Here is a 21,240-nt window from a genome sequence, read left to right as displayed (position 1 = left end):
GATGAAAGGGAGTGCTTTTATGGAACCTATTAAGATTGGGGTAGGAGGACCTGTTGGTGCAGGAAAAACGATGTTAGTTGAAAAGCTGACACGACATTTGGACGGGGAAATTAGTATGGCAGTCGTGACGAACGATATTTACACAAAAGAAGATGCTAAATTTTTAATGCAAAACGGGGTGCTTCCCGCAGACCGTATTATCGGTGTAGAGACAGGCGGATGCCCTCATACTGCGATACGTGAAGATGCCTCTATGAATTTCGCTGCAATTGATGAATTACAGAGGAAACACCCGGACGTCGAACTAATCTTTGTGGAAAGCGGCGGGGATAATTTGGCGGCGACGTTTAGCCCTGAACTCGTTGATTTTTCGATTTATATTATTGATGTTGCTCAAGGAGAAAAAATCCCCCGTAAAGGCGGACAAGGGATGATTAAATCTGATTTATTTATCATTAATAAAACAGATTTAGCCCCTTTCGTTGGAGCAAGCCTGGACGTAATGGAGGCGGACACGAAAGTTTTTCGCGGGGACAAGCCATTTGTTTTTACAAACTTAAAAGATAATACAGGGCTGGATCAAGTGATCGACTGGATTAAGAAAAATGCCTTATTAAAAGGATTGGAATAAGATGTCGGAATGGACAGGGGTTTTACGTTTAGATGTAGAGGATAGAGCGGGAAAAACCGTCGCAAAGAACGCATATTTCCAAGGGGCATTTAAGGTTATGCGTCCGATTTACCACGATGATTCCGGACAGGTTTGTTATTACATTTTAAATCCGGGCGGAGGCTACTTAGACGGCGACCGCTATCAAATGCAAATTTCGCTGGAGCCGCAAGCGCGACTAACTTTAACAACTCAATCAGCAACGAAAGTGTATAAAACTCCTAATAAATATGCTTATCAAGAAACAGAAATTTCTCTCAAAGAGGGCAGTTACCTTGAATATATACCCGATCCGCTTATTGCCTATCGACATGCGCGCTACAAACAAAAAAATGTGATTCGTATGGAGAAAGGTGCCACACTCCTTTATTCTGACATTATTACCCCAGGGTGGTCTCCAGATGGCGAACGATTCAGTTATGAGAGGGTTCAATTAATAAATGAAATCTATATGGATAATGAGTTGGCTGTTTATGATCATATTAAATTGAGTCCATCTGTTCAAAAGATAGATGATCTGGGATTGATGGAGGGCTTCTCTCATTTAGGTTCCATGATTGTAGTAGGCGAACAAACGAACAATGACCTTCTTGATCAGTTATATCATGCTGTTCCTACGAACACAGATGAATATAAAATTGGTTTATCGCATCTTCCCATCCCGGGGTTTACTATTCGTATGTTAGCGCATTCGACACAAATAATTGAGAGGGTATTTGCTGAATATCATCGTATGATTAGTCAAGAATGGTTTAATACAAGCCCCAGTTCCTTAAGAAAATATTAATGCTTCATCCCTGGCAGTCTCGTTGATTGCCAGGGACTAAACATGAAAATGCGGCTAAAGAATGTTGATCTTTGCGGCTTTTTTAATGTCGAAGTTTTTGGATGATTACTATTCGTTTCGAACATCAAACCATGTTACAATTTTTAAATGAATCATTTATATATTAAACACGTATTGTAGTGACACGAATGAGTAAAAATGTGTTACTAGTTTGACAATCTTAGTCATGACAAAGTCTAGTAAGTAAATATTGCAAGATTAGAAAAAGAAAGGGAAGATATATGATTCGCTTCATTATTTCAAGGTTATTGGAGGCAGTTGTTGTACTGTTTATCGGAAGCATCCTTTGTTTTGCTTTTATTCGTATGCTGCCCGGCGATCCGGCAGCAGCTATGTATGGGGATCAGCTTCTAAAAATGAGCCAAGCCGATCAAATTCGTATTGCCGAAAATCTTGGTTTAAATGATCCTTTGTATGCTCAGTATGCCAAGTGGCTTATACATGTGCTGCAAGGGGAATGGGGCCATTCGTATAGTACAGGGGAAGAAGTAAAAGTCATGGTTGCTCATGCGATTGAACCAACGGTTGTACTCATGCTCGCCTCAACGGCTATTATTCTTCTACTCTCTCTTTTCTTTGGCATTGTTACCGGCCTTCACCGGCACTCTTTTTTAGATCATGCTGTAACCATTGCTAGTTTTGTATTGATGTCACTTCCGTCTTTCTGGTTTGCACTCATGATGATGTTGTTTTTTTCTGTTTATTTAGGGATTTTACCGACATCAGGTATCGGTACAGAAGGAACAGGGGATTGGCTCCAACATCTTATCATGCCGTCTCTCGTTCTAGCATTATCCCACATTGGTTATTATATCCGGATATTGCGCAATCATATTGCCGTCACAAAAGAAAAAGAGTTTGTCTGGGCGCTGCAGGCACGCGGGATTTCAGAAAAAACGATTCTTTATAAGCATTTACTTCCTAATGCATCGCTTCCTTTTCTCTCCTTTATGGGGATGTCACTTTCGCTTACACTCGCTGGATCTGTTGTAGTAGAGACATTGTTTTCGTGGCCGGGTCTGGGGAGATTATCATTGAAATCAGCCCTTGCCCACGATTATCCCGTTGTCATGGCAACGATCTTATTGAGTATGAGTGTTGTTATTATTGGCAGTTTAATTATTGATCTCATTTGTGCCTGGATTGATCCGCGAACACGAGGTTATCTACTGAAGGAGGGGGACAGATGAGCAGAAAAAGAAAGTGGATCGTGAATGGGATCGCAGGTGCATTGTTTTTATTATTTGTTGTTACTGTATCAGCTCCTCTTCTTACCCCCTATGATCCATTGGCTGTAAGTCTATCAACCGTTTTACAGCCTCCAAGTACTGTTCATTTATTTGGCACAGATGAACTTGGACGTGATGTACTCACACGTTTGTTATATGGAGGCCGTGTATCACTTGCAGTTGGAATGGCTGCGATGATCATTGCTGTTGTGATTGGTGCCGGTTATGGGGCAGTCAGCGGTTTTGTTGGAGGTAGTATTGACCGCATCATGATGAGAATGCTTGATACACTCATTAGTATTCCTAGTATCCTTTTAATGATTGGCATTCAAGTACTGCTCCCACATAGTTTACTGACGGTTGTATTCATTATTGGCATAACAAGCTGGATGCCTATTGCCCGTCTTATCCGTACAGAAGTCCTGTCGTTAAAGGGCGAGATCTTTGTTCAAGCTTCTGCTGTTGTTGGGGCTTCATCGCTGCAATTGTTAGTTAGACATTTATTACCGCAATGTTTGCCGACCATCACGGTGATGTCTATTAGCGGTGTCAGTCATGCTATTTTAGCTGAAGCGACGTTAAGCTTTTTTGGAATCGGCATACCTCCGCATGAACCTTCTTGGGGGAATATGTTAGCTGGAGTACAAAACTATTTGTTATCCGGGATATGGTGGATCGCTGTATTTCCAGGTCTTTGTATTACGTTTACTGTTTTAGCAGTTACATTTCTTGGAGATCTATTGCAAGATCAGTTTGCACTGCCGCAATTGAAGAAAGGCGGAAGAAAATGATGGACGAGCCAATATTAACAGTTGAAAACCTTTCCGTTCTGCTGCAGACAGGTGAAGAGAAAAAGCAGTTGTTGAAAGATATTTCATTTCATGTGCCCAAAGGAAACATTGTCGCCATTATAGGCGAAAGTGGTTCGGGAAAAAGCCTGACGGCAAAGACGATGCTCGACTTACTGCCGAAAGGAATCGACATCGCTTCCGGCCGCATTCATTTTTTACATGATGATGTGCTTGCCATGAATAAAAAACAGAAGCGTCATTACCGCGGAAGGCAGATAGGGTTTGTTTTTCAAGATACATATGGAACATTGGATGCTATTCGAACGATTGGGCAGCATTTTCAAGAATTATTTTCTGCTCATACAAAAGTTTCTAAACAAATAGCAAAAGAGAAAACGATTGAGTTATTACGCCAGATGCAATTATCAGATCCAGAGAATGTATATGATGCCTTTCCGCATGAACTTTCTGGAGGAATGAGACAGCGGGTTCAGCTTGCGTTAGCTTTGGCGCTCGATCCAATGTTATTAATTGCTGATGAACCGACAACGGCGCTCGATTTATACATTCAGGCTGATATGCTTCAACTGATGAAAGATTGGAGCACACGTACAGGCGGGAGTGTGCTGTTGATTACTCACGATCTCGGAGTAGTGGCAGAGATAGCCGATTTTGTCGTTGTGATGAAAAACGGAACCGTTGTGGAGTCAGCACCCGTGACCCAACTATTTGATGCGCCTGTTCATGAACATACGAAGCAATTGCTGCATTATTATCAGGAGTTGACAAAGACACGGGAACAGTCTGAACCTATTAGTCATGAGCCGCTGATCACAGTGAAACACGCCGCCAGGACTTATGTGAAAAAGAAGTGGTTTCATAAACAGTGCATAGAGGCAGTAAAAGATGTGAGCTTTCACATTCAAAAAAGAGAGATTGTTGGGCTGATTGGTGAAAGCGGGAGTGGAAAAAGCACACTTTCCCGCTTGCTGCTGCATGTAGAGACCCCTGAACGAGGGGAACTTATTTGGAGCGGTGCACTCCCGTTTCGAAAAGGGATTCAATGGGTGCATCAAGACCCGCTTGCGTCATTTGATCCTCGTTGGACTGTAGAGAAAATTGTCGGTGAAGGGCTTGATTATTGGAAAGAAAAAAGGAAAAACAAACAACAACTAGTAAAAGAGGCTGTACAAAAGGTAGGGCTCGATGTAACGGTCTTAACCCATTTTCCCCACGAGCTTTCTGGAGGAATGAGACAGAGAGTTGCCATTGCCAGAGCGCTAGTACTACAGCCGGAGCTTCTTATTCTAGATGAACCTTTTGCAAGTCTCGATATGAGCTCTCAGGCAAGTATGCTTTCACTTTTGCGACAAATTAATCAACAGGAAGAAACAGCTATTCTGTTCATATCCCATGATATTCGGGCAGCGATGGTCCTTTGTCATCGTATTCTTGTCATGGAAAAGGGAGAGAAAGTAGACGAGGCTCTAGCCCATCAGCTGCCTGCGTCCTTGAATTTCTATACACAGCGTTTATTAGCATCGATGCTTGCGATTCATCCGAGCAGACGTTTACAAATAAAAAACATGAAAGAGGAGAGAGAGTATGAATATCAAAAGGGCTAAATCCATTCTTTTGCCGCTGTCCGTCACTAGTATGATTTTATTGGCTGGGTGTAATAGTGATCAAGTACCAACTACCTCTTCCGTGATAACGAAGCAGCTTGTATACGGAACGGAAATGGAAATAGAACAGGTCAATCCGGTATTAGACGAAAATCAAGAAATTGATAGTCTCATATTTCGTGGACTGACAAAACCAACGGAAACGAATGAAGTCGCTCCAGATTTGGCGAAGGCATGGGATATTTCTCCTGATCATCTGATTTACACATTCACGCTGCGGGATGATGCCAAGTGGGAAGATGGGCAGCCTGTGACGGCCGAAGACGTTAAGTTTACTTTAGATAAAGTAAGAGACCCCCAAACGAATACACCGATCGCAGGAGAATTCAGCGAAATAAAATTGGTTGAAGTGTTAAAAGAAAACGAAGTAAAAATTACATTGAGCAACCCATTCCCGCCATTGCTTGATAAATTAAAAATTGGCATTTTGCCCAAGCATCTTTTACAAAATGAAGATATAAATACAACGGATTTCAATCAGCATCCTGTCGGAAATGGGCCATTCAAATTAAAAGAGTGGGATCGTGATCATACAATTACGCTCGTACGTAATGACAACTATTATGGGACGAAGCCAAAGCTTGAGGAAGTGGTCTTCACACCTATTCCAGATCCTAACACACGTGCCCTGCAATTAAAAACGGGCGAGATTGACCTTGCTTTGATGGAGCCTAATCAAATGAAAAGTGTGAAAAAGGATGAGAAGTTTGTTGTGCATACGATTCCGACAGCTGATTATCGGGCCGTTATGTACAACTTCCGCCAGCCGTTATTCAAAGACGCAAAAGTTCGTCAAGCAATGAGTTTTGCGATTGATCGTGAAGCAATTGTGAAAGGCATGCTGTTTGGTAAAGGGGAAGCCGCGTACGGCCCGCTTCAAAAATCGTGGGCCAACGCACCTCAAAGAGAGAGGTATGCTTATCATCCAGAAAAGGCAAAAGCATTGTTGGAGGAAGCGGGATGGAAAAAAGGCAGTGATGGGGTACTCGTAAAAGACGGCAAACGATTTGAATTTGAGCTTGTTTCACCGATTACGGATCCTGTGCGCGTATCACTTGCCAATATTGTAGCTCAACAGATGAAACCTTTAGGCATTTCCGTTATTCCTAAGCCATTAGATTGGAACGCGATTAAAATTGATGAAGTGGATGCCTTTTTAATCGGGTGGGGCAGTGAATTTGATCCAGATGATCACACTTATCGCATATTCCACAGCAGCCAAATTGGTGATGGACTTTACAATATGGGGGCTTATCGCAATGCAAAAATAGACGAACTTTTAACACAAGCCCGCACAGCCGATGATCAGGAAAAGCGAAAAGAACTTTATGGACAGTTCCAGCAGGAGCTGGCATTAGACCCGTCCTTTAACTTCCTGGTGTACTTGGATGCTTTATATGGTGTCAATAAAAAAGTGAGCGGGATTAGCAATCGTACATTAGGACACCATGGATTCGGCGTTCTATGGAATATTGAAGAATGGGATAAACAATAAAGGTGGTTAGTAGTATATGCAAGATTCTTCATTAAAAAGATTTGGCGTTTCAATGGAGGGGGGACTCCTTCGGAAGTTTGACCACTTGATTAAACAAAGAGGATATGAAAATCGTTCCGAAGCTGTTCGAGACCTTATTCGTGATTCACTCATTCAACAATCGTGGGAAGACAATGAACAAATCGTGGCTGGAAGCATTCTTCTATTCTATAACCATCATCAACGAAATCTGTTAGAGGAATTGATGCACATCCAGCATAGTATGCACGACTATATTTTAGCTACCACACATTTGCATCTAGATCACGACAACTGTCTTGAAATCATTATCGTCAGAGGGAAAGCAAAAGATATTCGGCAGCTCAGCCATAATCTCACGAGTTTAAAAGGCGTAGACTATGGGAAGTTTACAGTGGCACCGGTAGGAAAAGTATAGTTCCTGTATTATATGGAAGGTAAAGGGACTGTCCTAATCAAAGGGGCTTCCCTTTGTTAGATGGTTCTTTATACTTGTTCGTTGATTACCATTCCAGGCGCTTCGCTTTCCGCACAGGAGTCTTCGCGCCTTCTACTACAATCAACTCAATGAAATATCAACGTTTGAACTTTGTCAAAAAGAATAAGAAAGTTAGAACAAGAACCTAAGGTGGGATAGGTTCTTGTTTGTGTTGCCCATAATTTAAAAAAGCGGGCAGCATCCACTGAAAAACAGCAAAAAACGTTGAAGTAAGAAGAGGAACTTCTCTCGTGTGCACTGAAACGATCCAATAATACTCAAAATTTAATCTAAAGAAAGACTGACTTCGTCTCTTTTTTCTGTTCTAATCCGATAGATCATCCACTTCAAATTGAGAGGAAAGTAACTCCATACTCTCCATATCCCAATCGAATGTTAAAATAGCAGATTGTACGGATGTATGTGAAAGGAGATGTTCTCCATTTTTAATAACGAGACTTTTAGCTCCCCAAAAGGTAACGGTTTTGTCTTCGCCGGTACGATTACAAACAATAACAGGAAGTCCGGTATCGATGGATCTTTGTTCCCATTCCCCGGCGGGTTCGTGCAAGCCTGGACCCCAGGCAGATGGAGCGACTAAGATCTCTGCTTCTTTCGCTAATAAAATGTCAGCCACATTGTTTGTATAAGCATCTGCACAAATCATGATCCCTGCTTTGATTCCTTCCACATCGAAAGGTTCAATAACTGTGCCTGAGCTTGACCAAGTGTCCGTCACACTGGACACTTTTCTTTGTCTGCCTATTAGTTCTCCCTTTCGGTTAATGACAAAGACGGAATTATAAAGCTCCCCATCAGCTGATTTCTCCGGACAGCCGAGAAATACATTTGTCTGTAAAGACTTCACTAAATCAAAAAAATGGGTCATCCATTCGTCTGGCTGCACCTTAATCCAATCAGTCCCAATCTTATGGGAGAATTGCAGCCCGCTGACAGCTAATTCTGGTGTGATGATCCAATCGGCCTGTTTGGATGCTGCGAGTTGAACTGCTTTTTCAATAAGAGTTCGATTATATTCAATATCTCCTGCAATAGGCAATAAGTGTAATAAAGCTATTTTTAATTTCTTCATAATGACTCCTGTGTTTTTAATAGGGAAAGGCCCCGATATCTTTCATCGTATAGAATTACATTGCAGGAAACAGCATTCTGTCTTCGGAATTTGTGGAAGCTTTTAAAATAGACTGGTCTAGTAAGTTTTCTAAAAAAATAACCTTTCCCCTTTGATTTCAAACCAAACGTTTTCCAGAAAACCTATTAACAGGACCCCCATAATAAAGGCTAGAATAGAAAGCACAATTTTATAACGCAGGCGAATTGACTGGAAGCGCTTATAGGGTTTATCGATCAGGGCAAAAAATATGATAAAAAAAGGAAGCGATAGACATATTGCAATAAAGTCAACACGAGTAAACGGCGGGCTGATGTATTCATCAAAATAAACATTGGCAACAAACATTGCGCTAAATAATATAAGCTGGCACACGAAAAACCTAAAATGATTCATCAACAGCAGGCCCCATCCGATGTGATTTGTGATTCGACAATAAATTTCTTCCTTTTTAATGACACTGAAAGCTAAACCAAGAGCGGTCAAAGCGTTTCTCAGCTAAATCTCGTCTGCTGATGCAATAATAAATCATACCGCAGTCACCCCACATGACATCCAGGTTTTCTTCATCAGAATCAACTTGAAGCAACAGTATCATTTCATCTTCCTCTGCTTCGACATAGTCGCACACTTCATCAAACACTTCCCCTTGGATTGATATTGGCAAGCCAAATATTTGATGTTCCGGACTTCCTGGGGAATGCCATTCATCGTGCAGCTCTTCAAACTTTTCTTCATCTTCTTCTGTTTCAAGGAAAATATAAGGCAGCTTTTCCACAATAGAAAAATTCATTTTACATGGCGGATAGGATGCTTTCGCTCGTTCTACCGGCCGCAGCATTGTCACGTCGCCATCCCAATGAAGTACCCGCCAGCCATCTTTTTGATCGGGTTCGCCGTACACCACATCGTCGTCTTCTTCCCAGTTATCGTAGTAGAAGAAATAGAGCATCCCTTCTTTGGGAAGTTGGTTTTCTTCGAACGCCAGAGCAGCGAGTTCGGTTAAATTTACTTGCCCGATAAAGTTGAGCGGAATGTTTTTATATACGGGATACTCCATTTCTTCCGGTAAATCGGGTGCACCGCCAAACTTTGAAATCCCAGGCGGCAGGGAAGCAGAGCGTTTCGGTGTAACTGTTATACATTTATATACACTAGCTATAATGTCATCCTGCACATGAGCGAGTCCGTGCTTTTCGATTAAACTTGTTAAGTTCTTCTCCATTATCTCTTCTCCTTTGCGGAATAGAACGTTTGTTCCTATTTATATTATAGGATATAATTCCAAATGTGGCAAGGGAGGATTATTGATTACAGAACGGTTGGTCTTTCAACAACTTGAATTGTATTTAATTTTCCAAATATCGATATAATGTCGATTTACTAATTCCTGTTTCCTCTTTTATTTCGTTCAAGCTATATTTCTTGCTTTGATACATACTAATGGCACGCTTGACGTTTTCATCAGGCTTTCTTGGCCGGCCGGCTGTGATCCCTTTTTGTTTAGCTTCATCCAGCCCTTTTTTTGTTTTTGCACTAATAACATCACTTTGGAAATCGACTAGGTGCTTCACAATATGACTAAATGAATATCCATTTGTATGACCTGTATCGATTTCCTCTTTAATCGAGTGGATATAAGCTCCTTTCACTTCAATGGATTCTAAAAGCTCCACTAAGTGACGAGTTGAATCTGCCAATGCAAAAAGTTTAGCGACAACGATTTTATCCCCTGATTTAAGGCGATCGATCAGCTGTTTCAGTTGTATTCTTTTCTTCGCAGAAGAGTGCTCTTCCACAATGATTTCCTCACAGTTGAGTTTTGTTAAAACCTTCAATTGATGATCACAATTCTGATCATCGTGATAAGGCCTTATGTAACCGATTAACATAGAAATTCTCCTGACTATAAAGAAGTTCTCTCTTATCATATCATAATTTACATTTGAAAAATTTCCGAAAAAGGTTCCATTATGGGAAAAAAGGTGATAGACTATTTTTTGTTTCTATCGGACCCGGCTTTTAAGAGAGTTGAAAGCTAATAAAAATATAGTATAAATGAGGTGTAGAACGAAGTGTTAGAAAAGATAAAAAGAGAGTGGTTTTCAAATATAAGGGCGGATGTTCTGGCCGGCATTGTTGTCGCGTTAGCATTAATCCCCGAAGCCATTGCGTTTTCCATTATTGCGGGAGTCGACCCGATGGTGGGGTTATATGCTTCTTTTAGCATGGCTGTTGTTATTGCTTTTGCCGGTGGACGCCCCGCAATGATTTCTGCCGCAACCGGTGCGATGGCGTTATTGATGGGACCGCTGATTAGAGAGTACGGTCTGAATTATTTGTTGGCTGCTACGGTGTTAACAGGTGTCATTCAAATCTTTTTTGGTGTATTTAAGGTAGCCAAATTGATGAAGTTTATCCCGAGGGCAGTTATGATTGGTTTCGTCAATGCACTCGCTATTTTAATTTTTATGGCACAGATGCCGCATTTTATAGACGTTCCAACGATGACGTATATTTTTGCAGGCATTACGCTCATCATTGTCTATGTTATGCCGCGATTTGTTAAGACGATTCCAGCGCCATTAATTGCGATTATCGCTCTGACAGCTATTGCTATTTATGCAAACATGGACTTGCGGACAGTAGGGGATTTAGGAGCGATTACAAGGTCATTACCAGAGTTTATTATTCCAAATGTGCCATTTACGTTTGAAACATTAGCGATTATTTTTCCTTATTCTATTGCCTTAGCGATTGTTGGGCTGTTGGAATCGTTATTGACATCTTCTATTGTGGATGACATGACAGGAACGGAAAGTAACAAAAACAGAGAGGCGAGAGGACAAGGAATCGCTAATATTGTTACAGGTTTCTTTGGGGGGATGGCCGGCTGTGCCATGATCGGACAATCCGTCATTAACGTCAAATCAGGAGGCCGCGGCCGCTTATCTACTTTAATTGCAGGGTTGTTTTTAATGTTTTTGATTATCGTGTTGGGAGATCTCGTCGTACAGATCCCGATGTCTGTTCTTGCAGGAATTATGATTATGGTATCGATTGGCACATTTGACTGGTCTTCCTTCTCTTATTTGAGAAAAGCTCCGAAAAGTGATGCCGTCGTTATGCTAGTAACGGTTGCAATCGTTATTGCGACGCATGATTTATCTAAAGGGGTTATCGCTGGAGTCATTTTAAGTGCGATTTTCTTTACAGCTAAAATTTCTAAAATTAAAGTGAACAAACAAGTGGAAAAAGAACGTACAACTTTCACAGTAGAAGGGCAATTATTCTTTGCTTCTGTGGACAGCTTTGTAGATGCTTTTGACTTTACTGTGGACCATAAAGAGATCCTCATCGATTTTTCAGGCGCGCATATTTGGGATGATTCCGCCGTCGGTGCAATTGATAAAGTGGTGATGAAGCACCGCGAAGGACAGAATACCGTCATGATGAAAGGGTTAAATTCATCGAGTCAAAGAATCGTTGACAAGTTGGCTGTAAGTTGTCCGGCTCTTATTGTGAAGTAAGGGCAGTGCTTTGGAAAATGGAGAATGTTAAATAGTGAAGAGCCTGTCTGCTTTCTATGTGAGAAAGCACAGGCTCTATTTTTTAAAAGGGGATGTTAATGACTATTGTGTTGAGCTTATCCTAACTAGTTCAATGAGTGGGATGCTGTATAAATGAGTTGTATATATAAGTATATTATTATATATTAATAAACGAAATAGGAGGTGTCGGTAAAAGTGAGCATAAATTCAACGGCGGAAATGGAAAAAACCGCAAATGTCTTGAAGTTGCTAGGGGACAAAACACGGTTAACGATGATGAAGTTGCTGCAAGTGAATGAATGCTGTGTATGCGAATTCGTGGAGATCTTTAAGATCAGCCAGCCCGCCGTCAGCCAGCATGTGCGTAAACTAAGGGATGGCGGCTTAGTAAGAGAAACGCGCAAAGGACAGTGGATTCATTATTCTATCAATACAGAAAGCGAGCATTATGAGTTTGTTCAAAGCCTTTTGAATGATCTTCCGAGTCAAGAGAAATACTTAGAGGATCTTGAAGCACAAGGCTTGCGCATCATTTGTGAGTAAACATATGGAGGATTAGATTGTGACATCAATACTATTAGCATCATTGATTTTTTTAGTTACGCTCGTATTCGTCATTTGGCAGCCGAAAGGTTTATCGATTGGCTGGTCTGCCTGCGGGGGAGCGTTACTCTCTTTATTTGTCGGCGTTGTCGACTTTCAAGATGTAATCGACGTGACTCAAATCGTGTGGAATGCCACATTAACGTTTATTGCCATCATTATTATTTCATTAATTCTTGATGAAGCTGGTTTTTTTGAATGGGCAGCTTTACATATGGCAAGAGCGGCGAAAGGAAATGGCGTCCGTATGTTTATTTATGTGGCCATTTTGGGTGCGCTTGTAGCGGCCTTTTTTGCTAACGACGGAGCAGCTTTGATTTTAACTCCGATCGTTTTAGCGATGGTTCGTGCTCTGAAGTTTAAGGAAGCCATGGTGTTTCCATTTATTATGGCGAGCGGTTTTATTGCGGATACAACGTCTTTGCCGCTCATTGTCAGTAATTTAGTAAATATCGTTTCAGCTGACTTTTTCGGCATTGGATTTGTGGAGTTTGCCTCGAGAATGATCGTACCAAACTTCTTTTCTCTTGCAGCCAGTATTTTGGTTTTGTATCTTTTTTTCCGTAAGAGCATTCCAAAGAATTACGATATGACACAGCTGAAAAAACCGGTAGAAGCGATTCGGGATGATAAAATGTTTCGCTTGTCTTGGGTCGTATTGGGCATTTTGCTGGCTGGATATTTTGCTAGTGAGTTTTTACATATTCCTGTTTCCATCATTGCGGGAATTGTTGCTATTTTCTTCTTATTTATGGCGAGAAGAAGCCCAGCGGTTAATACGCGGACAGTCATTAAAGGGGCGCCGTGGGCAATTGTTTTCTTCTCGATCGGCATGTACGTCGTTGTTTACAGTTTAAAAAATGTAGGGCTGACGAACGTGTTAGCGGATCTCATCCAGCTGACAGCAGAACAAGGGTTATTTGCCGCTACGATTGGAATGGGCTTTATCGCAGCGATTCTCTCATCTATTATGAACAATATGCCGACGGTCATGATTGACGCATTGGCCATTGCAGATACGAATACGAGCGGAGTTGTAAGGGAAGCTCTCGTTTATGCGAATGTCATCGGTTCTGACTTAGGTCCGAAAATTACACCCATCGGTTCGCTTGCTACTTTACTATGGCTGCATGTTTTATCTTTAAAAGGAGTTAAAATTTCATGGGGAACTTACTTTAAAACAGGGATTATTTTAACGATTCCAACGTTGTTTATTACATTAGCTGGATTATATATATGGCTGCTTATTATTCATTAATTAAAGGAGACAACCAATATGGCTAAAAAATAATTTACTTTTTATGCACAGGAAATTCATGCCGCAGTCAAATGGCAGAGGGATGGGCGAAAAAGTATTTAGGCGATGAATGGAATGTATATAGTGCAGGTATTGAAGCACATGGATTAAATCCTAATGCTGTCAAAGCGATGAAAGAAGCAGGGATTGATATTTCTACCCAAACGTCAGATATCATTGATTCTGAGATTTTACATCATGCGGATTTAGTCGTGACGCTATGTGGCGATGCCGCAGATAAATGTCCGATGACACCTCCGCATGTGAAGCGGGAGCATTGGGGATTTGATGATCCGGCAAAAGCGGAAGGGACGGAAGAGGAAAAATGGGCATTCTTCCAGCGTGTGCGTGATGAAATTAGTGAAAGAATAGAACGTTTTGCCAAAGCAGGGGCGTGATGTTTAAAAGCTGTACAGAGTAAAGGAGTTATGTAAGTGATAAAGGTCATTATTTTATTCATACTCGCAGGAGCAGCGGAAATTGGAGGAGGGTATTTAATATGGCAATGGCTGCGTGAAGGACGTCCAAGATGGTTCGGATTACTTGGCGGCATCGCTTTATTTTTATACGGCGTCATTGCCGCTTTGCAAGTCTTTCCTAACTTTGGACGAGTCTATGCGGCTTATGGAGGAGTGTTTGTCGCCCTCAGTTTATTGTGGGGATGGTGGATCGATAAAAAAACGCCCGATTCCTTTGACTGGATGGGCGGTTTCATCTGTTTAGCCGGTGTTGTTGTGATACTGTGGCCTCGAGGATAAGTTCTTAATGGTATGGCAGTTTTAGCTCCAAACGCAGAATGAGCGTCTGGAGCTTTTGCTATACCATGAAATAAGCAAGAATAGAAAGGCAAATGGATGTAATGGTCATGGCGATTAAAGGTTTTAATGCTTTTGTTTTTAAATCGCGAAGGCTTACGTTTAGTCCAAGCCCTACCATTGCTGCTGTTAGACACCAAGTAGTCACACTGGCAACCCCATCAAGGAATTCTTGTGTAACAGGAATAGAGTGCCCCAGAACGTAGCTTCCAAATAGGCTCATGAGGAGGAAGCCGATTAAGAACCATGGAAATTCTACCTTGGCATCTGATTGATTTCCCCCTGATTTTCGTTTCATCAAGTACATAAAAATAAAGCATAATGGAACGAGAAGGAAGACACGGCCTAATTTTGCGAGTAAGGCGATCGCTAATCCATCTTGGCCCGCGGGCGCCCCTGCTAATGCGACGTGGGCAATTTCATGCAAGCTGATGCCGGACCAGATGCCATAATCAATCGCTGACAGCGGCAAAATGGGTCTTAAAATTGTATAGGCAATCGCGAAGATCGTACCGACTAGCGCGATGATCCCCACACTAATCGCTGTATCGTCATCTTCGGATTTCACGATTGGCGCTATTGCCGCAATGGCAGCCGCCCCGCAAACGCCCGTGCCTACCCCGAGAAGAAGAGAAATCATTTTATCAGCTTTCAGCCATTTAGCGAGCCCAATCGTTAAGAAGATGGCGAATGCAATGACCCCCACATCACGCGCAAGCAGTCCTAGTCCATCGTGTAAGACGGTATCAATATTTAATTTCAATCCATATAAAATAATTGCCGCTCGCAGCAATCTCTTAGAAGAGAAAGCAATGCCCAAACGAATGGTTTCTGGATAGCCAAAGATTTGCCGATATGCGACGGCAATGATAATGGCACAGGCTAATTGACCGACATGATCGAACACGGGTACTTGGGCTAATAAATAACCGAGCAGGGCGATGAGAAAGGTAAACGCGATCCCGCTGATCCATCCAGTGAAAGAAGAGTCTTGTTTCTGCTTCATGGGCTCTTTTTTGACTTTGACATTTTGAATAGTCATTTATTACTCACCCCATTGAAATTTGTTGTAACTTCATCGTAAAGGAAGATATCATATAAGAAAAATAAATCATTATGATAATGATGATAAGTAAATAATATGATAGATAGAAAAAATGGGAGGATGAAACATGGATCAGCTTTTGCTTGTTTTTATCACAGTGGCAGAGAAGAAGAACTTTTCCCGTGCAGCGGAAGAATTGCATATGACGCAGCCAGCTGTCAGTCAATATATTCAAACGCTTGAGCGGACGATCGGCTCTAGGCTGTTGGATCGGACGAACAAATATGTCCGATTAAATAAAGCAGGGGAAATTGTCTATCATCATGCGAAGGAAATGGTGGGATTATATACGAAAATGCAAAATTTGGTGGATGACCTAACGAATAAGGCAAGCGGAGAGCTGGCTATAGGAGCGAGTTATTCGTTCGGGGAATATGTGTTACCTCATATTATTGCTTACTTGCGTGAGCACTATCCGTTAATTAAACCAGCTATCACAATTGGAAATACGAAAGAAATTGAACGGTTAGTCGTCAATCGCCAATTGGATGTTGGGGTTGTAGAAGGAGAATTCCAACATGAAAAACTGACATTTGAGCCATTTGCGGAAGACGAAATGTATGTTGTCGCTTCTATTGATCACCGATTGGCCCGTAAAAAAGTGATGAAGTTTTCGGAATTAGAAGTGGAAACATGGATTGTCCGTGAGAAAGGGTCAGGTACGAGAGAGGCAACGGAAAAAATGTTTCAGCTGTTTGAGGAGACACCGGTACAATTAATGGAATTTGGCAGCACGCAAATTATTAAAGAATCCGTTGAAGCTGGATTGGGGGTATCACTTTTTTCCAAATGGGCCATTCGGAAAGAAGTGACAGCTGGTTCGCTGTCTGTTTTGAGAATGAAAGGAACACCGATCAAAAGGAAATTTTCTCTCGTTACAACAACAGATCCCTTTCAGCCGAAAGCTGTTGAAGTGTTTATGAGCCTGCTAAGAAAGGATTTCGCAGAGGCTGTGCCAGAGGTGAAGATATAATGGGGGATTAAAGCATAGAGATGCGGGGGAGAATAAGGACTCAATATGAATGAGAAAGGAGAAATGAAAGATGGAGAAAAAAGAAATTAAAAAGAAAACCCCTCATCAAATGATGTCTGAAGAAAACAATGGATTGAGCAGCATGCAAGAAGTTTCATATCAAGACGCATTTAACAAAGCGGATGGCCGATGGAAAGAGACAGGGCAAAGGAAAAAATGATGTTCCGCCCGCAAAAGGGGGAAGCTCGCAAGTGAGCGAACGTTCCTCGTAAATGGGTGACATCTGACTATAAATGAGTCAACAGCAAAAATAAGCAAGGGAGGTCCTCCCTTGCTTATTTGATTAGCTAAATTCAATAGTCATGTGTAAGTAAAAAATCCCTCATATCCGTATTCATTTCTTTAAGAGAATGCCGTGAAGGAAAGTGCCCCATATTGTAAGCTCTCCATTCCAGCAGCTCTCCAAAGATGGCCGCGGCTTTTTTGAACAGTTTGGATTCGGGGAAAAAGACGTCCTGCATTGCCGCGATAACCAATGTAGGTGCGTGATATGATTGTAGTTCTTCTTTCTTTGTCAGTTTTGGCAGACGATGTTCGAGTGTTACGTGCTGAAAGATCGTACCAATGATGTCTTCATCTATATCTTTCATGCTGCCTGCGGACATGGCGTTAGTGACGGCTTTAATTTGCTTTACCGAATCATTCAGTTGATAAAGCGTAAATGGCAGCAGCATGCTTTTCATCGTCCACCATTTAGAAAAGGCACAAATGCCGGCTGGAACGACTAAGATAGCGCAGGATACTTTTTCTGGATAGAAAGCAGCCAGTCTTAGAACGATGCCGCCTCCATAGGATACACCCGCAAATGCACAAGATTGGATGGCATAATGGTCTAACAAATCATTGACCCATAGGGCGAAGCTGTCGTCTTCGGGACATACTCTCGTTTCATCGCTGTAACCGGGATGACCAATCGTATCGGGAGCATAAATCTTGTAGTCATGAAACAGTTCTTGAAACCACGAAAGGGTCATTGGGTTTACACAATTGGCGCCATGAAAAATAAATAACGGCTTGCCGTCTTCTTTTCCTAATTTCAGTACATGTGTTTTGCCAAAGCGAGTCGATACATACTCTCTCTCGATTTCACAGTCAAATAACCGCAAATAGTTTTCATACTGGGATAAAATATGCCTTTTGATATGCGGCTGATCGTAAATAGACGGATTCCCCATGTACCTGTCTCCTTTATCTTTTTCCTTTAGGATAGCCAGAATGATTCCTGGATACTCAAAACTTGTGACTAGTGGCATAAGTTAACGCTTATGTGCATGATTTACGAGGAGAAAATAACATATAAAAGCGGTAGTAAAGGGTGAATTCATTGAAAAAGATCGTATGTAGTTTCTTATTGTCGGCCTTCATCATGCTTGCGGGAACAGCGAATACGTTTGCTCAAGAAGTCAGTCAAACGGACATGGAAGACATTTTGATTACACAGTTTCATAAACAAATCACTTACTCGATAAAAACCGCGTACAACCTGCGTTTCCCGCAATTTGAAGAGGCTAAAATCGTCACTATTCACAAAGAAGCACTTCCAGAACCTTCAGAGGAAATGAAACCCGGCACCATTTACGAAATAAAGATAAAGGTGAAGGTATTAAATGTGCCGCGGGAAGACAACTCACTAGTGATTACATTAAGCAATGATCATGCAAGAGGAGATTTTGTTGTAAAAGAGGCAAAAAAAGAATAAGCTAGCGCGCATATTATTGGAATTCCCGCGCACAATTGACAAACATTCGCGCATTATGAGGGAAAAGAAGGCTTCCCCAGATTTGAAGGAAGCCTTCTTAATTGACAATACTCAAAATGTATTCAGGTATTTTTATCTATATTTTGCAGCCCATCATTTAGCTTTTTTGCCTCATTTTTATAATAAAGGTAGAAACAGATCCAAATAACAGCATATATACCGATAAATATGGCTGTAAAACAGAGAATGTTTTCGAGGTCAAAAGTGATCCAGCCAACTCCGAGAGACAGGATGAAATTGAGAATGATCACGGTGGCAAAATGGAGTGCCGTCTGCTGTGGCAGCCGAAGGGAACTTATTTCGAAATAAAGGGGAGAGACTGTAAAGAACCATCCGCAAAACATTGTGCCGAACGCGTTTTTAATAAACAGTTCCCCATTAAACCACTCTGTTCCACCGAAATACACAACGCTCATCGTTGTCATGACAGCGATAAATGCACCGAAAAAGATACCGATCAAACTTCGAAACAAAAAGGTTTTCATCCTTCTTTCCTCCTATTAATTTTTAACGCGTCTTTGATTGAGTTCACATAATGTCTCGTTACATATTCTTTCTTTCCTGATTTAAAGTGGACGCAAAGTGTTCCGTTAAAGGATGCTTCGAAATGACTTAGTTCGTGAAGATTGGCAATGACCGATTTTGACAGCCGGACAAATTGTCTCGGCGAAAGCAGCTCTTCAAGCTCGTACAGTTTTTCCTTCACTTTAAATTCGCCGTTAGCTGTGACAGCGAATACCGCGTCTGTCTGGGAATAAAAACAGTGAATATCAGCGGGTTTTAAAATATGCTGCATCTCTCCTTGCTTGCCGACGATAAATTCTGTCTCCCTTCCTTTTAAAAAATCGAGAATCTCTTTAATCGAATCATCCACTTCTTGACATTGAATCGTCACCTTTGTTTCTTCGTAATCGTTGTTAATGTCTAGTGACACTTTCATTGCTGCCTTGCCTCCTTTCTTATTTGCTTTTTAACCATATTCTAGTCGAGTGCCGGGAAAATGTCTGTCATATAGAGAGATTTTGTGAGTAGTCATTTTTTGATGTGGTTTGATCTTACTCCCATTGTATGATGGGATGGCTTTTTGGAAGCCATTATACAGGTAAGATGCAGGAAAGGGGAGGTGACTGGAAGACTTTGTACGGTGAAATACAATATGTAGGAGAGATGAGCAGTTAATGGATAATAATGAATGTCAATGATGTCTTTAGGAAGAGGAGGAATACAGGAAGAGTTGGTTTACTCTTCAGGTTTTGCAACTGTTTTAGCTTTGATTTATTTAATTTAAAACAAAGTGCCAGACCTCTAAATTGGAAGAGAGAGTCTGGCACTGATACTATAAAAACGATTGTCAGCTTTTCGGTAAATTTAACTGCCACGATACCCCGTATTTATCTGCAACCCATCCAAACTTTTCACTGAAAGGGGAGGGAGCTAACGGCATTAAGACGGTACCGCCTTCGGATAACTTCGCAAACACTTGGTCGATTTCTTCTTCCGCATCACAAGTAACAAACAAGGACATGGCAGGGGTAAAGGGATGATCGTCCCCGTTATTATTGTCGATGCACATGAATACTTGTCCTTTTAATTTAAACGAGGCATGCAGAACCGAGCCTTCCTTGCCGCCTTGATTCGGCCCGTAACGCAGAATATGAATAATTTCTGATTCATCAAAGATGGACATATAATGATTCATCGCCTCTTCAGCCGTTCCAGTAAACATTAAAAATGTGGTAATTTTTTGATTAGACAGTTCCACTGATTAACCACTCCTTTTTAAAAGTGAACGTATGTTCTTATGTGTGTATTCATATTTTCTCCGAACAATTCCGTCTTGTCAACTGCGAATCAATTACATTCATGAGCCGTTTGAATAAAGGTTTCCAGCTGTACGTCCACATTTCCTTTGAGCGCTCGGCTGATCATGCAAGATTTTTCTGCTTTTTCAGCTAACTTTTGTGCCAGTTTCTTGTCTTTGTCAGAGGCGTTTGATTTTAAAATGATATTTGGGCGATGGATAATGGTTTGATAAGTAATCACACCATTCGTCACATCCACAATGCCTTCCGATTCCATCGTCAGATCTTCTTTCTCGAGTCTGCTTCGCTCCATCATCGCGGCTAAGGTAATAATATAGCAAGTAGCCGCCGCTCCAAGCAGCATTTCATCTGGATTTGTCCCAATCCCCGGTCCATTCATTTCTGGAGGGATTGATACTTCCGTTTTTAAATTGCCGGCCTCAATTTTACCTGCATCATTGCGAAGGCCAGGCCAATGAGCTTTTAAATGAAAATGGTGCAGTGCCATATGATTTGTCTCCTCTTTTATAAAATTTTTAAGCTTTACATAAAAATCCTTCACACACATGTCAAAATATTCACCGTAATGTCAAAATAATCACTGTTAAAATGAAGTTGATTATCGTATTATAAAGAGGACAGTAAATGTTCAGAAAATTCATTCTAAACATCCAACTTTGCTGGGTACATGTCATCTTAGAAACTATTACAGTGTAAAGGGGTGTAATTATGCGCTTTAAACATAAAAAATCGTTTGAAGAACTAGTGAACGAAAATAAACAACAAATTCTTAACGATAAAATAGCTTTAGAAAAAATCGAAAAGCGTATAGAAGAGCGTCATGAATTAAAAAAGCTAGCCTAACAGAGCTAGCTTTTTTTTATTTTTAGTTGATGGCCTAGTGTGCACATTTTAGTCGTGTTTATAAAA

The 21,240-nt window shown here is 41.2% G+C and carries 26 protein-coding genes; 16 read left to right on the top strand and 10 right to left on the bottom strand.

Annotated features, from left to right (window positions below; genetic code table 11):
• The first annotated feature begins 19 nt into the window (after positions 1 to 19).
• The 7 genes from ureG (at position 20) to nikR (ending at position 7,153) form a co-directional block, all read left to right on the top strand.
• Entirely contained in the window at positions 20 to 631 is a 612-nt protein-coding gene (ureG, locus tag QYG89_RS06705; RefSeq protein WP_404315884.1) for an urease accessory protein UreG, read from the top strand.
• Between the two features lies 1 nt (position 632).
• Positions 633 to 1,457, top strand: coding sequence for an urease accessory protein UreD (locus QYG89_RS06700; protein WP_404315882.1), 825 nt, complete (start codon positions 633 to 635; stop codon positions 1,455 to 1,457).
• 281 nt (positions 1,458 to 1,738) lie between these two features.
• Entirely contained in the window at positions 1,739 to 2,707 is a 969-nt protein-coding gene (locus QYG89_RS06695) for an ABC transporter permease (RefSeq protein ID WP_404315880.1), read from the top strand.
• Positions 2,704 to 3,537 carry an ABC transporter permease gene (locus QYG89_RS06690; protein WP_404315878.1) on the top strand — a complete coding sequence of 278 codons (834 nt, stop codon included), beginning with the start codon at positions 2,704 to 2,706 and terminating at the stop codon, positions 3,535 to 3,537. Before QYG89_RS06695 ends, QYG89_RS06690 begins: the two co-directional genes overlap by 4 nt.
• On the top strand, positions 3,534 to 5,162 hold the full coding sequence (locus QYG89_RS06685) for an ATP-binding cassette domain-containing protein (protein ID WP_404315876.1): 1,629 nt from the start codon (positions 3,534 to 3,536) through the stop codon (positions 5,160 to 5,162). The genes QYG89_RS06690 and QYG89_RS06685 overlap by 4 nt, the downstream gene beginning before the upstream one ends.
• Positions 5,143 to 6,717, top strand: a complete 1,575-nt coding sequence (locus QYG89_RS06680; RefSeq protein WP_404315874.1) for an ABC transporter substrate-binding protein — start codon at positions 5,143 to 5,145, stop codon at positions 6,715 to 6,717. Before QYG89_RS06685 ends, QYG89_RS06680 begins: the two co-directional genes overlap by 20 nt.
• Before the next feature lie 16 nt (positions 6,718 to 6,733).
• The gene (gene nikR, locus QYG89_RS06675) at positions 6,734 to 7,153 is read left to right on the top strand and encodes a nickel-responsive transcriptional regulator NikR (RefSeq protein ID WP_404315872.1); all 420 of its coding nucleotides are present in this window, start codon (positions 6,734 to 6,736) and stop codon (positions 7,151 to 7,153) included.
• A gap of 385 nt (positions 7,154 to 7,538) precedes the next feature.
• On the opposite strand, the gene QYG89_RS06670 is transcribed toward nikR, so the two are convergent.
• The 4 genes from QYG89_RS06670 to QYG89_RS06655 form a co-directional block, all read right to left on the bottom strand.
• Positions 7,539 to 8,306, bottom strand: a complete 768-nt coding sequence (locus tag QYG89_RS06670) for a carbon-nitrogen hydrolase family protein (protein ID WP_404315870.1) — start codon at positions 8,304 to 8,306, stop codon at positions 7,539 to 7,541.
• 129 nt (positions 8,307 to 8,435) lie between these two features.
• Positions 8,436 to 8,741: a hypothetical protein gene (locus tag QYG89_RS06665; RefSeq protein ID WP_404316198.1), complete on the bottom strand. Its 306-nt coding sequence runs from the start codon at positions 8,739 to 8,741 to the stop codon at positions 8,436 to 8,438.
• A 55-nt stretch (positions 8,742 to 8,796) separates the two neighbouring features.
• Positions 8,797 to 9,570 (bottom strand): YwqG family protein, encoded by a 774-nt coding sequence (locus tag QYG89_RS06660; protein ID WP_404315868.1) that lies wholly within the window; start codon positions 9,568 to 9,570, stop codon positions 8,797 to 8,799.
• Between the two features lie 124 nt (positions 9,571 to 9,694).
• Positions 9,695 to 10,237 (bottom strand): recombinase family protein, encoded by a 543-nt coding sequence (locus QYG89_RS06655; RefSeq protein WP_404315866.1) that lies wholly within the window; start codon positions 10,235 to 10,237, stop codon positions 9,695 to 9,697.
• Positions 10,238 to 10,420: 183 nt separating this feature from the next.
• Between QYG89_RS06655 and QYG89_RS06650 the strand changes: the two genes are divergently transcribed.
• The 5 genes from QYG89_RS06650 (at position 10,421) to QYG89_RS06630 (ending at position 14,554) form a co-directional block, all read left to right on the top strand.
• Complete coding sequence (locus QYG89_RS06650) at positions 10,421 to 11,875, top strand: SulP family inorganic anion transporter (RefSeq protein WP_404315864.1); 1,455 nt, start codon at positions 10,421 to 10,423, stop codon at positions 11,873 to 11,875.
• A 240-nt stretch (positions 11,876 to 12,115) separates the two neighbouring features.
• Entirely contained in the window at positions 12,116 to 12,439 is a 324-nt protein-coding gene (locus QYG89_RS06645; RefSeq protein WP_404316197.1) for an ArsR/SmtB family transcription factor, read from the top strand.
• Between the two features lie 19 nt (positions 12,440 to 12,458).
• Positions 12,459 to 13,757: an arsenic transporter gene (locus QYG89_RS06640; RefSeq protein WP_404315862.1), complete on the top strand. Its 1,299-nt coding sequence runs from the start codon at positions 12,459 to 12,461 to the stop codon at positions 13,755 to 13,757.
• A 29-nt stretch (positions 13,758 to 13,786) separates the two neighbouring features.
• A complete protein-coding gene (gene arsC, locus QYG89_RS06635) occupies positions 13,787 to 14,194 on the top strand; it encodes an arsenate reductase (thioredoxin) (protein ID WP_404316195.1) in 408 nt (135 codons plus the stop codon).
• 36 nt (positions 14,195 to 14,230) lie between these two features.
• A complete protein-coding gene (locus QYG89_RS06630; RefSeq protein WP_404315860.1) occupies positions 14,231 to 14,554 on the top strand; it encodes a YnfA family protein in 324 nt (107 codons plus the stop codon).
• 58 nt (positions 14,555 to 14,612) lie between these two features.
• Here the strand turns inward: QYG89_RS06630 and QYG89_RS06625 are convergent, their stop codons facing one another.
• Positions 14,613 to 15,617, bottom strand: coding sequence for a YeiH family protein (locus QYG89_RS06625; RefSeq protein WP_404316194.1), 1,005 nt, complete (start codon positions 15,615 to 15,617; stop codon positions 14,613 to 14,615).
• Between the two features lie 166 nt (positions 15,618 to 15,783).
• Here QYG89_RS06625 and QYG89_RS06620 point away from each other — a divergent pair, with 166 nt between their 5' ends.
• Positions 15,784 to 16,689, top strand: coding sequence for a LysR family transcriptional regulator (locus QYG89_RS06620; protein ID WP_404315858.1), 906 nt, complete (start codon positions 15,784 to 15,786; stop codon positions 16,687 to 16,689).
• A 70-nt stretch (positions 16,690 to 16,759) separates the two neighbouring features.
• A complete protein-coding gene (locus tag QYG89_RS06615) occupies positions 16,760 to 16,909 on the top strand; it encodes a YfhE family protein (RefSeq protein ID WP_404315856.1) in 150 nt (49 codons plus the stop codon).
• Between the two features lie 133 nt (positions 16,910 to 17,042).
• Here QYG89_RS06615 and QYG89_RS06610 read toward each other — a convergent pair whose 3' ends face one another.
• On the bottom strand, positions 17,043 to 17,924 hold the full coding sequence (locus QYG89_RS06610; RefSeq protein WP_404315854.1) for an alpha/beta fold hydrolase: 882 nt from the start codon (positions 17,922 to 17,924) through the stop codon (positions 17,043 to 17,045).
• Between the two features lie 149 nt (positions 17,925 to 18,073).
• Between QYG89_RS06610 and QYG89_RS06605 the strand changes: the two genes are divergently transcribed.
• The gene (locus tag QYG89_RS06605; protein WP_404315852.1) at positions 18,074 to 18,448 is read left to right on the top strand and encodes a hypothetical protein; all 375 of its coding nucleotides are present in this window, start codon (positions 18,074 to 18,076) and stop codon (positions 18,446 to 18,448) included.
• 122 nt (positions 18,449 to 18,570) lie between these two features.
• On the opposite strand, the gene QYG89_RS06600 is transcribed toward QYG89_RS06605, so the two are convergent.
• The 4 genes from QYG89_RS06600 to QYG89_RS06585 all read right to left on the bottom strand — a co-directional run bounded on the left by QYG89_RS06600 (position 18,571) and on the right by QYG89_RS06585 (position 20,818).
• On the bottom strand, positions 18,571 to 18,993 hold the full coding sequence (locus QYG89_RS06600) for a DUF3021 domain-containing protein (RefSeq protein WP_404315850.1): 423 nt from the start codon (positions 18,991 to 18,993) through the stop codon (positions 18,571 to 18,573).
• On the bottom strand, positions 18,990 to 19,448 hold the full coding sequence (locus tag QYG89_RS06595) for a LytTR family DNA-binding domain-containing protein (protein ID WP_404315848.1): 459 nt from the start codon (positions 19,446 to 19,448) through the stop codon (positions 18,990 to 18,992). Before QYG89_RS06595 ends, QYG89_RS06600 begins: the two co-directional genes overlap by 4 nt.
• Positions 19,449 to 19,859: 411 nt before the next feature.
• Positions 19,860 to 20,270 carry a VOC family protein gene (locus QYG89_RS06590; protein WP_404315846.1) on the bottom strand — a complete coding sequence of 137 codons (411 nt, stop codon included), beginning with the start codon at positions 20,268 to 20,270 and terminating at the stop codon, positions 19,860 to 19,862.
• Between the two features lie 89 nt (positions 20,271 to 20,359).
• A complete protein-coding gene (locus tag QYG89_RS06585) occupies positions 20,360 to 20,818 on the bottom strand; it encodes an OsmC family protein (protein ID WP_404315844.1) in 459 nt (152 codons plus the stop codon).
• A 221-nt stretch (positions 20,819 to 21,039) separates the two neighbouring features.
• Between QYG89_RS06585 and QYG89_RS06580 the strand changes: the two genes are divergently transcribed.
• Positions 21,040 to 21,174: an FbpB family small basic protein gene (locus QYG89_RS06580; RefSeq protein ID WP_404315842.1), complete on the top strand. Its 135-nt coding sequence runs from the start codon at positions 21,040 to 21,042 to the stop codon at positions 21,172 to 21,174.
• Positions 21,175 to 21,240 lie beyond the last annotated feature (66 nt).

The sequence above is a fragment of the Bacillus lumedeiriae genome, assembly GCF_044891285.1.
GTDB lineage: Bacteria > Bacillota > Bacilli > Bacillales > Domibacillaceae > Pseudobacillus > Pseudobacillus lumedeiriae.
Note: the sequence above shows the minus strand (reverse complement) of the source record. Positions and strands in the feature narration are given on the sequence as shown.

Excerpts from the sequence above, each read along its gene's own strand:
- ureG (WP_404315884.1), top strand. The coding sequence starts at position 20 with ATGGAACCTATTAAGATTGGGGTAGGAGGACCTGTTGGTGCAGGAAAA.
- QYG89_RS06700 (WP_404315882.1), top strand. The coding sequence starts at position 633 with ATGTCGGAATGGACAGGGGTTTTACGTTTAGATGTAGAGGATAGAGCG.
- QYG89_RS06695 (WP_404315880.1), top strand. The coding sequence starts at position 1,739 with ATGATTCGCTTCATTATTTCAAGGTTATTGGAGGCAGTTGTTGTACTG.
- QYG89_RS06690 (WP_404315878.1), top strand. The coding sequence starts at position 2,704 with ATGAGCAGAAAAAGAAAGTGGATCGTGAATGGGATCGCAGGTGCATTG.
- QYG89_RS06685 (WP_404315876.1), top strand. The coding sequence starts at position 3,534 with ATGATGGACGAGCCAATATTAACAGTTGAAAACCTTTCCGTTCTGCTG.
- QYG89_RS06680 (WP_404315874.1), top strand. The coding sequence starts at position 5,143 with ATGAATATCAAAAGGGCTAAATCCATTCTTTTGCCGCTGTCCGTCACT.
- nikR (WP_404315872.1), top strand. The coding sequence starts at position 6,734 with ATGCAAGATTCTTCATTAAAAAGATTTGGCGTTTCAATGGAGGGGGGA.
- QYG89_RS06670 (WP_404315870.1), bottom strand. The coding sequence starts at position 8,306 with ATGAAGAAATTAAAAATAGCTTTATTACACTTATTGCCTATTGCAGGA.
- QYG89_RS06665 (WP_404316198.1), bottom strand. The coding sequence starts at position 8,741 with ATGAATCATTTTAGGTTTTTCGTGTGCCAGCTTATATTATTTAGCGCA.
- QYG89_RS06660 (WP_404315868.1), bottom strand. The coding sequence starts at position 9,570 with ATGGAGAAGAACTTAACAAGTTTAATCGAAAAGCACGGACTCGCTCAT.
- QYG89_RS06655 (WP_404315866.1), bottom strand. The coding sequence starts at position 10,237 with ATGTTAATCGGTTACATAAGGCCTTATCACGATGATCAGAATTGTGAT.
- QYG89_RS06645 (WP_404316197.1), top strand. The coding sequence starts at position 12,116 with ATGGAAAAAACCGCAAATGTCTTGAAGTTGCTAGGGGACAAAACACGG.
- QYG89_RS06625 (WP_404316194.1), bottom strand. The coding sequence starts at position 15,617 with ATGAAGCAGAAACAAGACTCTTCTTTCACTGGATGGATCAGCGGGATC.
- QYG89_RS06620 (WP_404315858.1), top strand. The coding sequence starts at position 15,784 with ATGGATCAGCTTTTGCTTGTTTTTATCACAGTGGCAGAGAAGAAGAAC.
- QYG89_RS06615 (WP_404315856.1), top strand. The coding sequence starts at position 16,760 with ATGGAGAAAAAAGAAATTAAAAAGAAAACCCCTCATCAAATGATGTCT.
- QYG89_RS06610 (WP_404315854.1), bottom strand. The coding sequence starts at position 17,924 with ATGGGGAATCCGTCTATTTACGATCAGCCGCATATCAAAAGGCATATT.
- QYG89_RS06600 (WP_404315850.1), bottom strand. The coding sequence starts at position 18,993 with ATGAAAACCTTTTTGTTTCGAAGTTTGATCGGTATCTTTTTCGGTGCA.
- QYG89_RS06595 (WP_404315848.1), bottom strand. The coding sequence starts at position 19,448 with ATGAAAGTGTCACTAGACATTAACAACGATTACGAAGAAACAAAGGTG.
- QYG89_RS06585 (WP_404315844.1), bottom strand. The coding sequence starts at position 20,818 with ATGGCACTGCACCATTTTCATTTAAAAGCTCATTGGCCTGGCCTTCGC.
- QYG89_RS06580 (WP_404315842.1), top strand. The coding sequence starts at position 21,040 with ATGCGCTTTAAACATAAAAAATCGTTTGAAGAACTAGTGAACGAAAAT.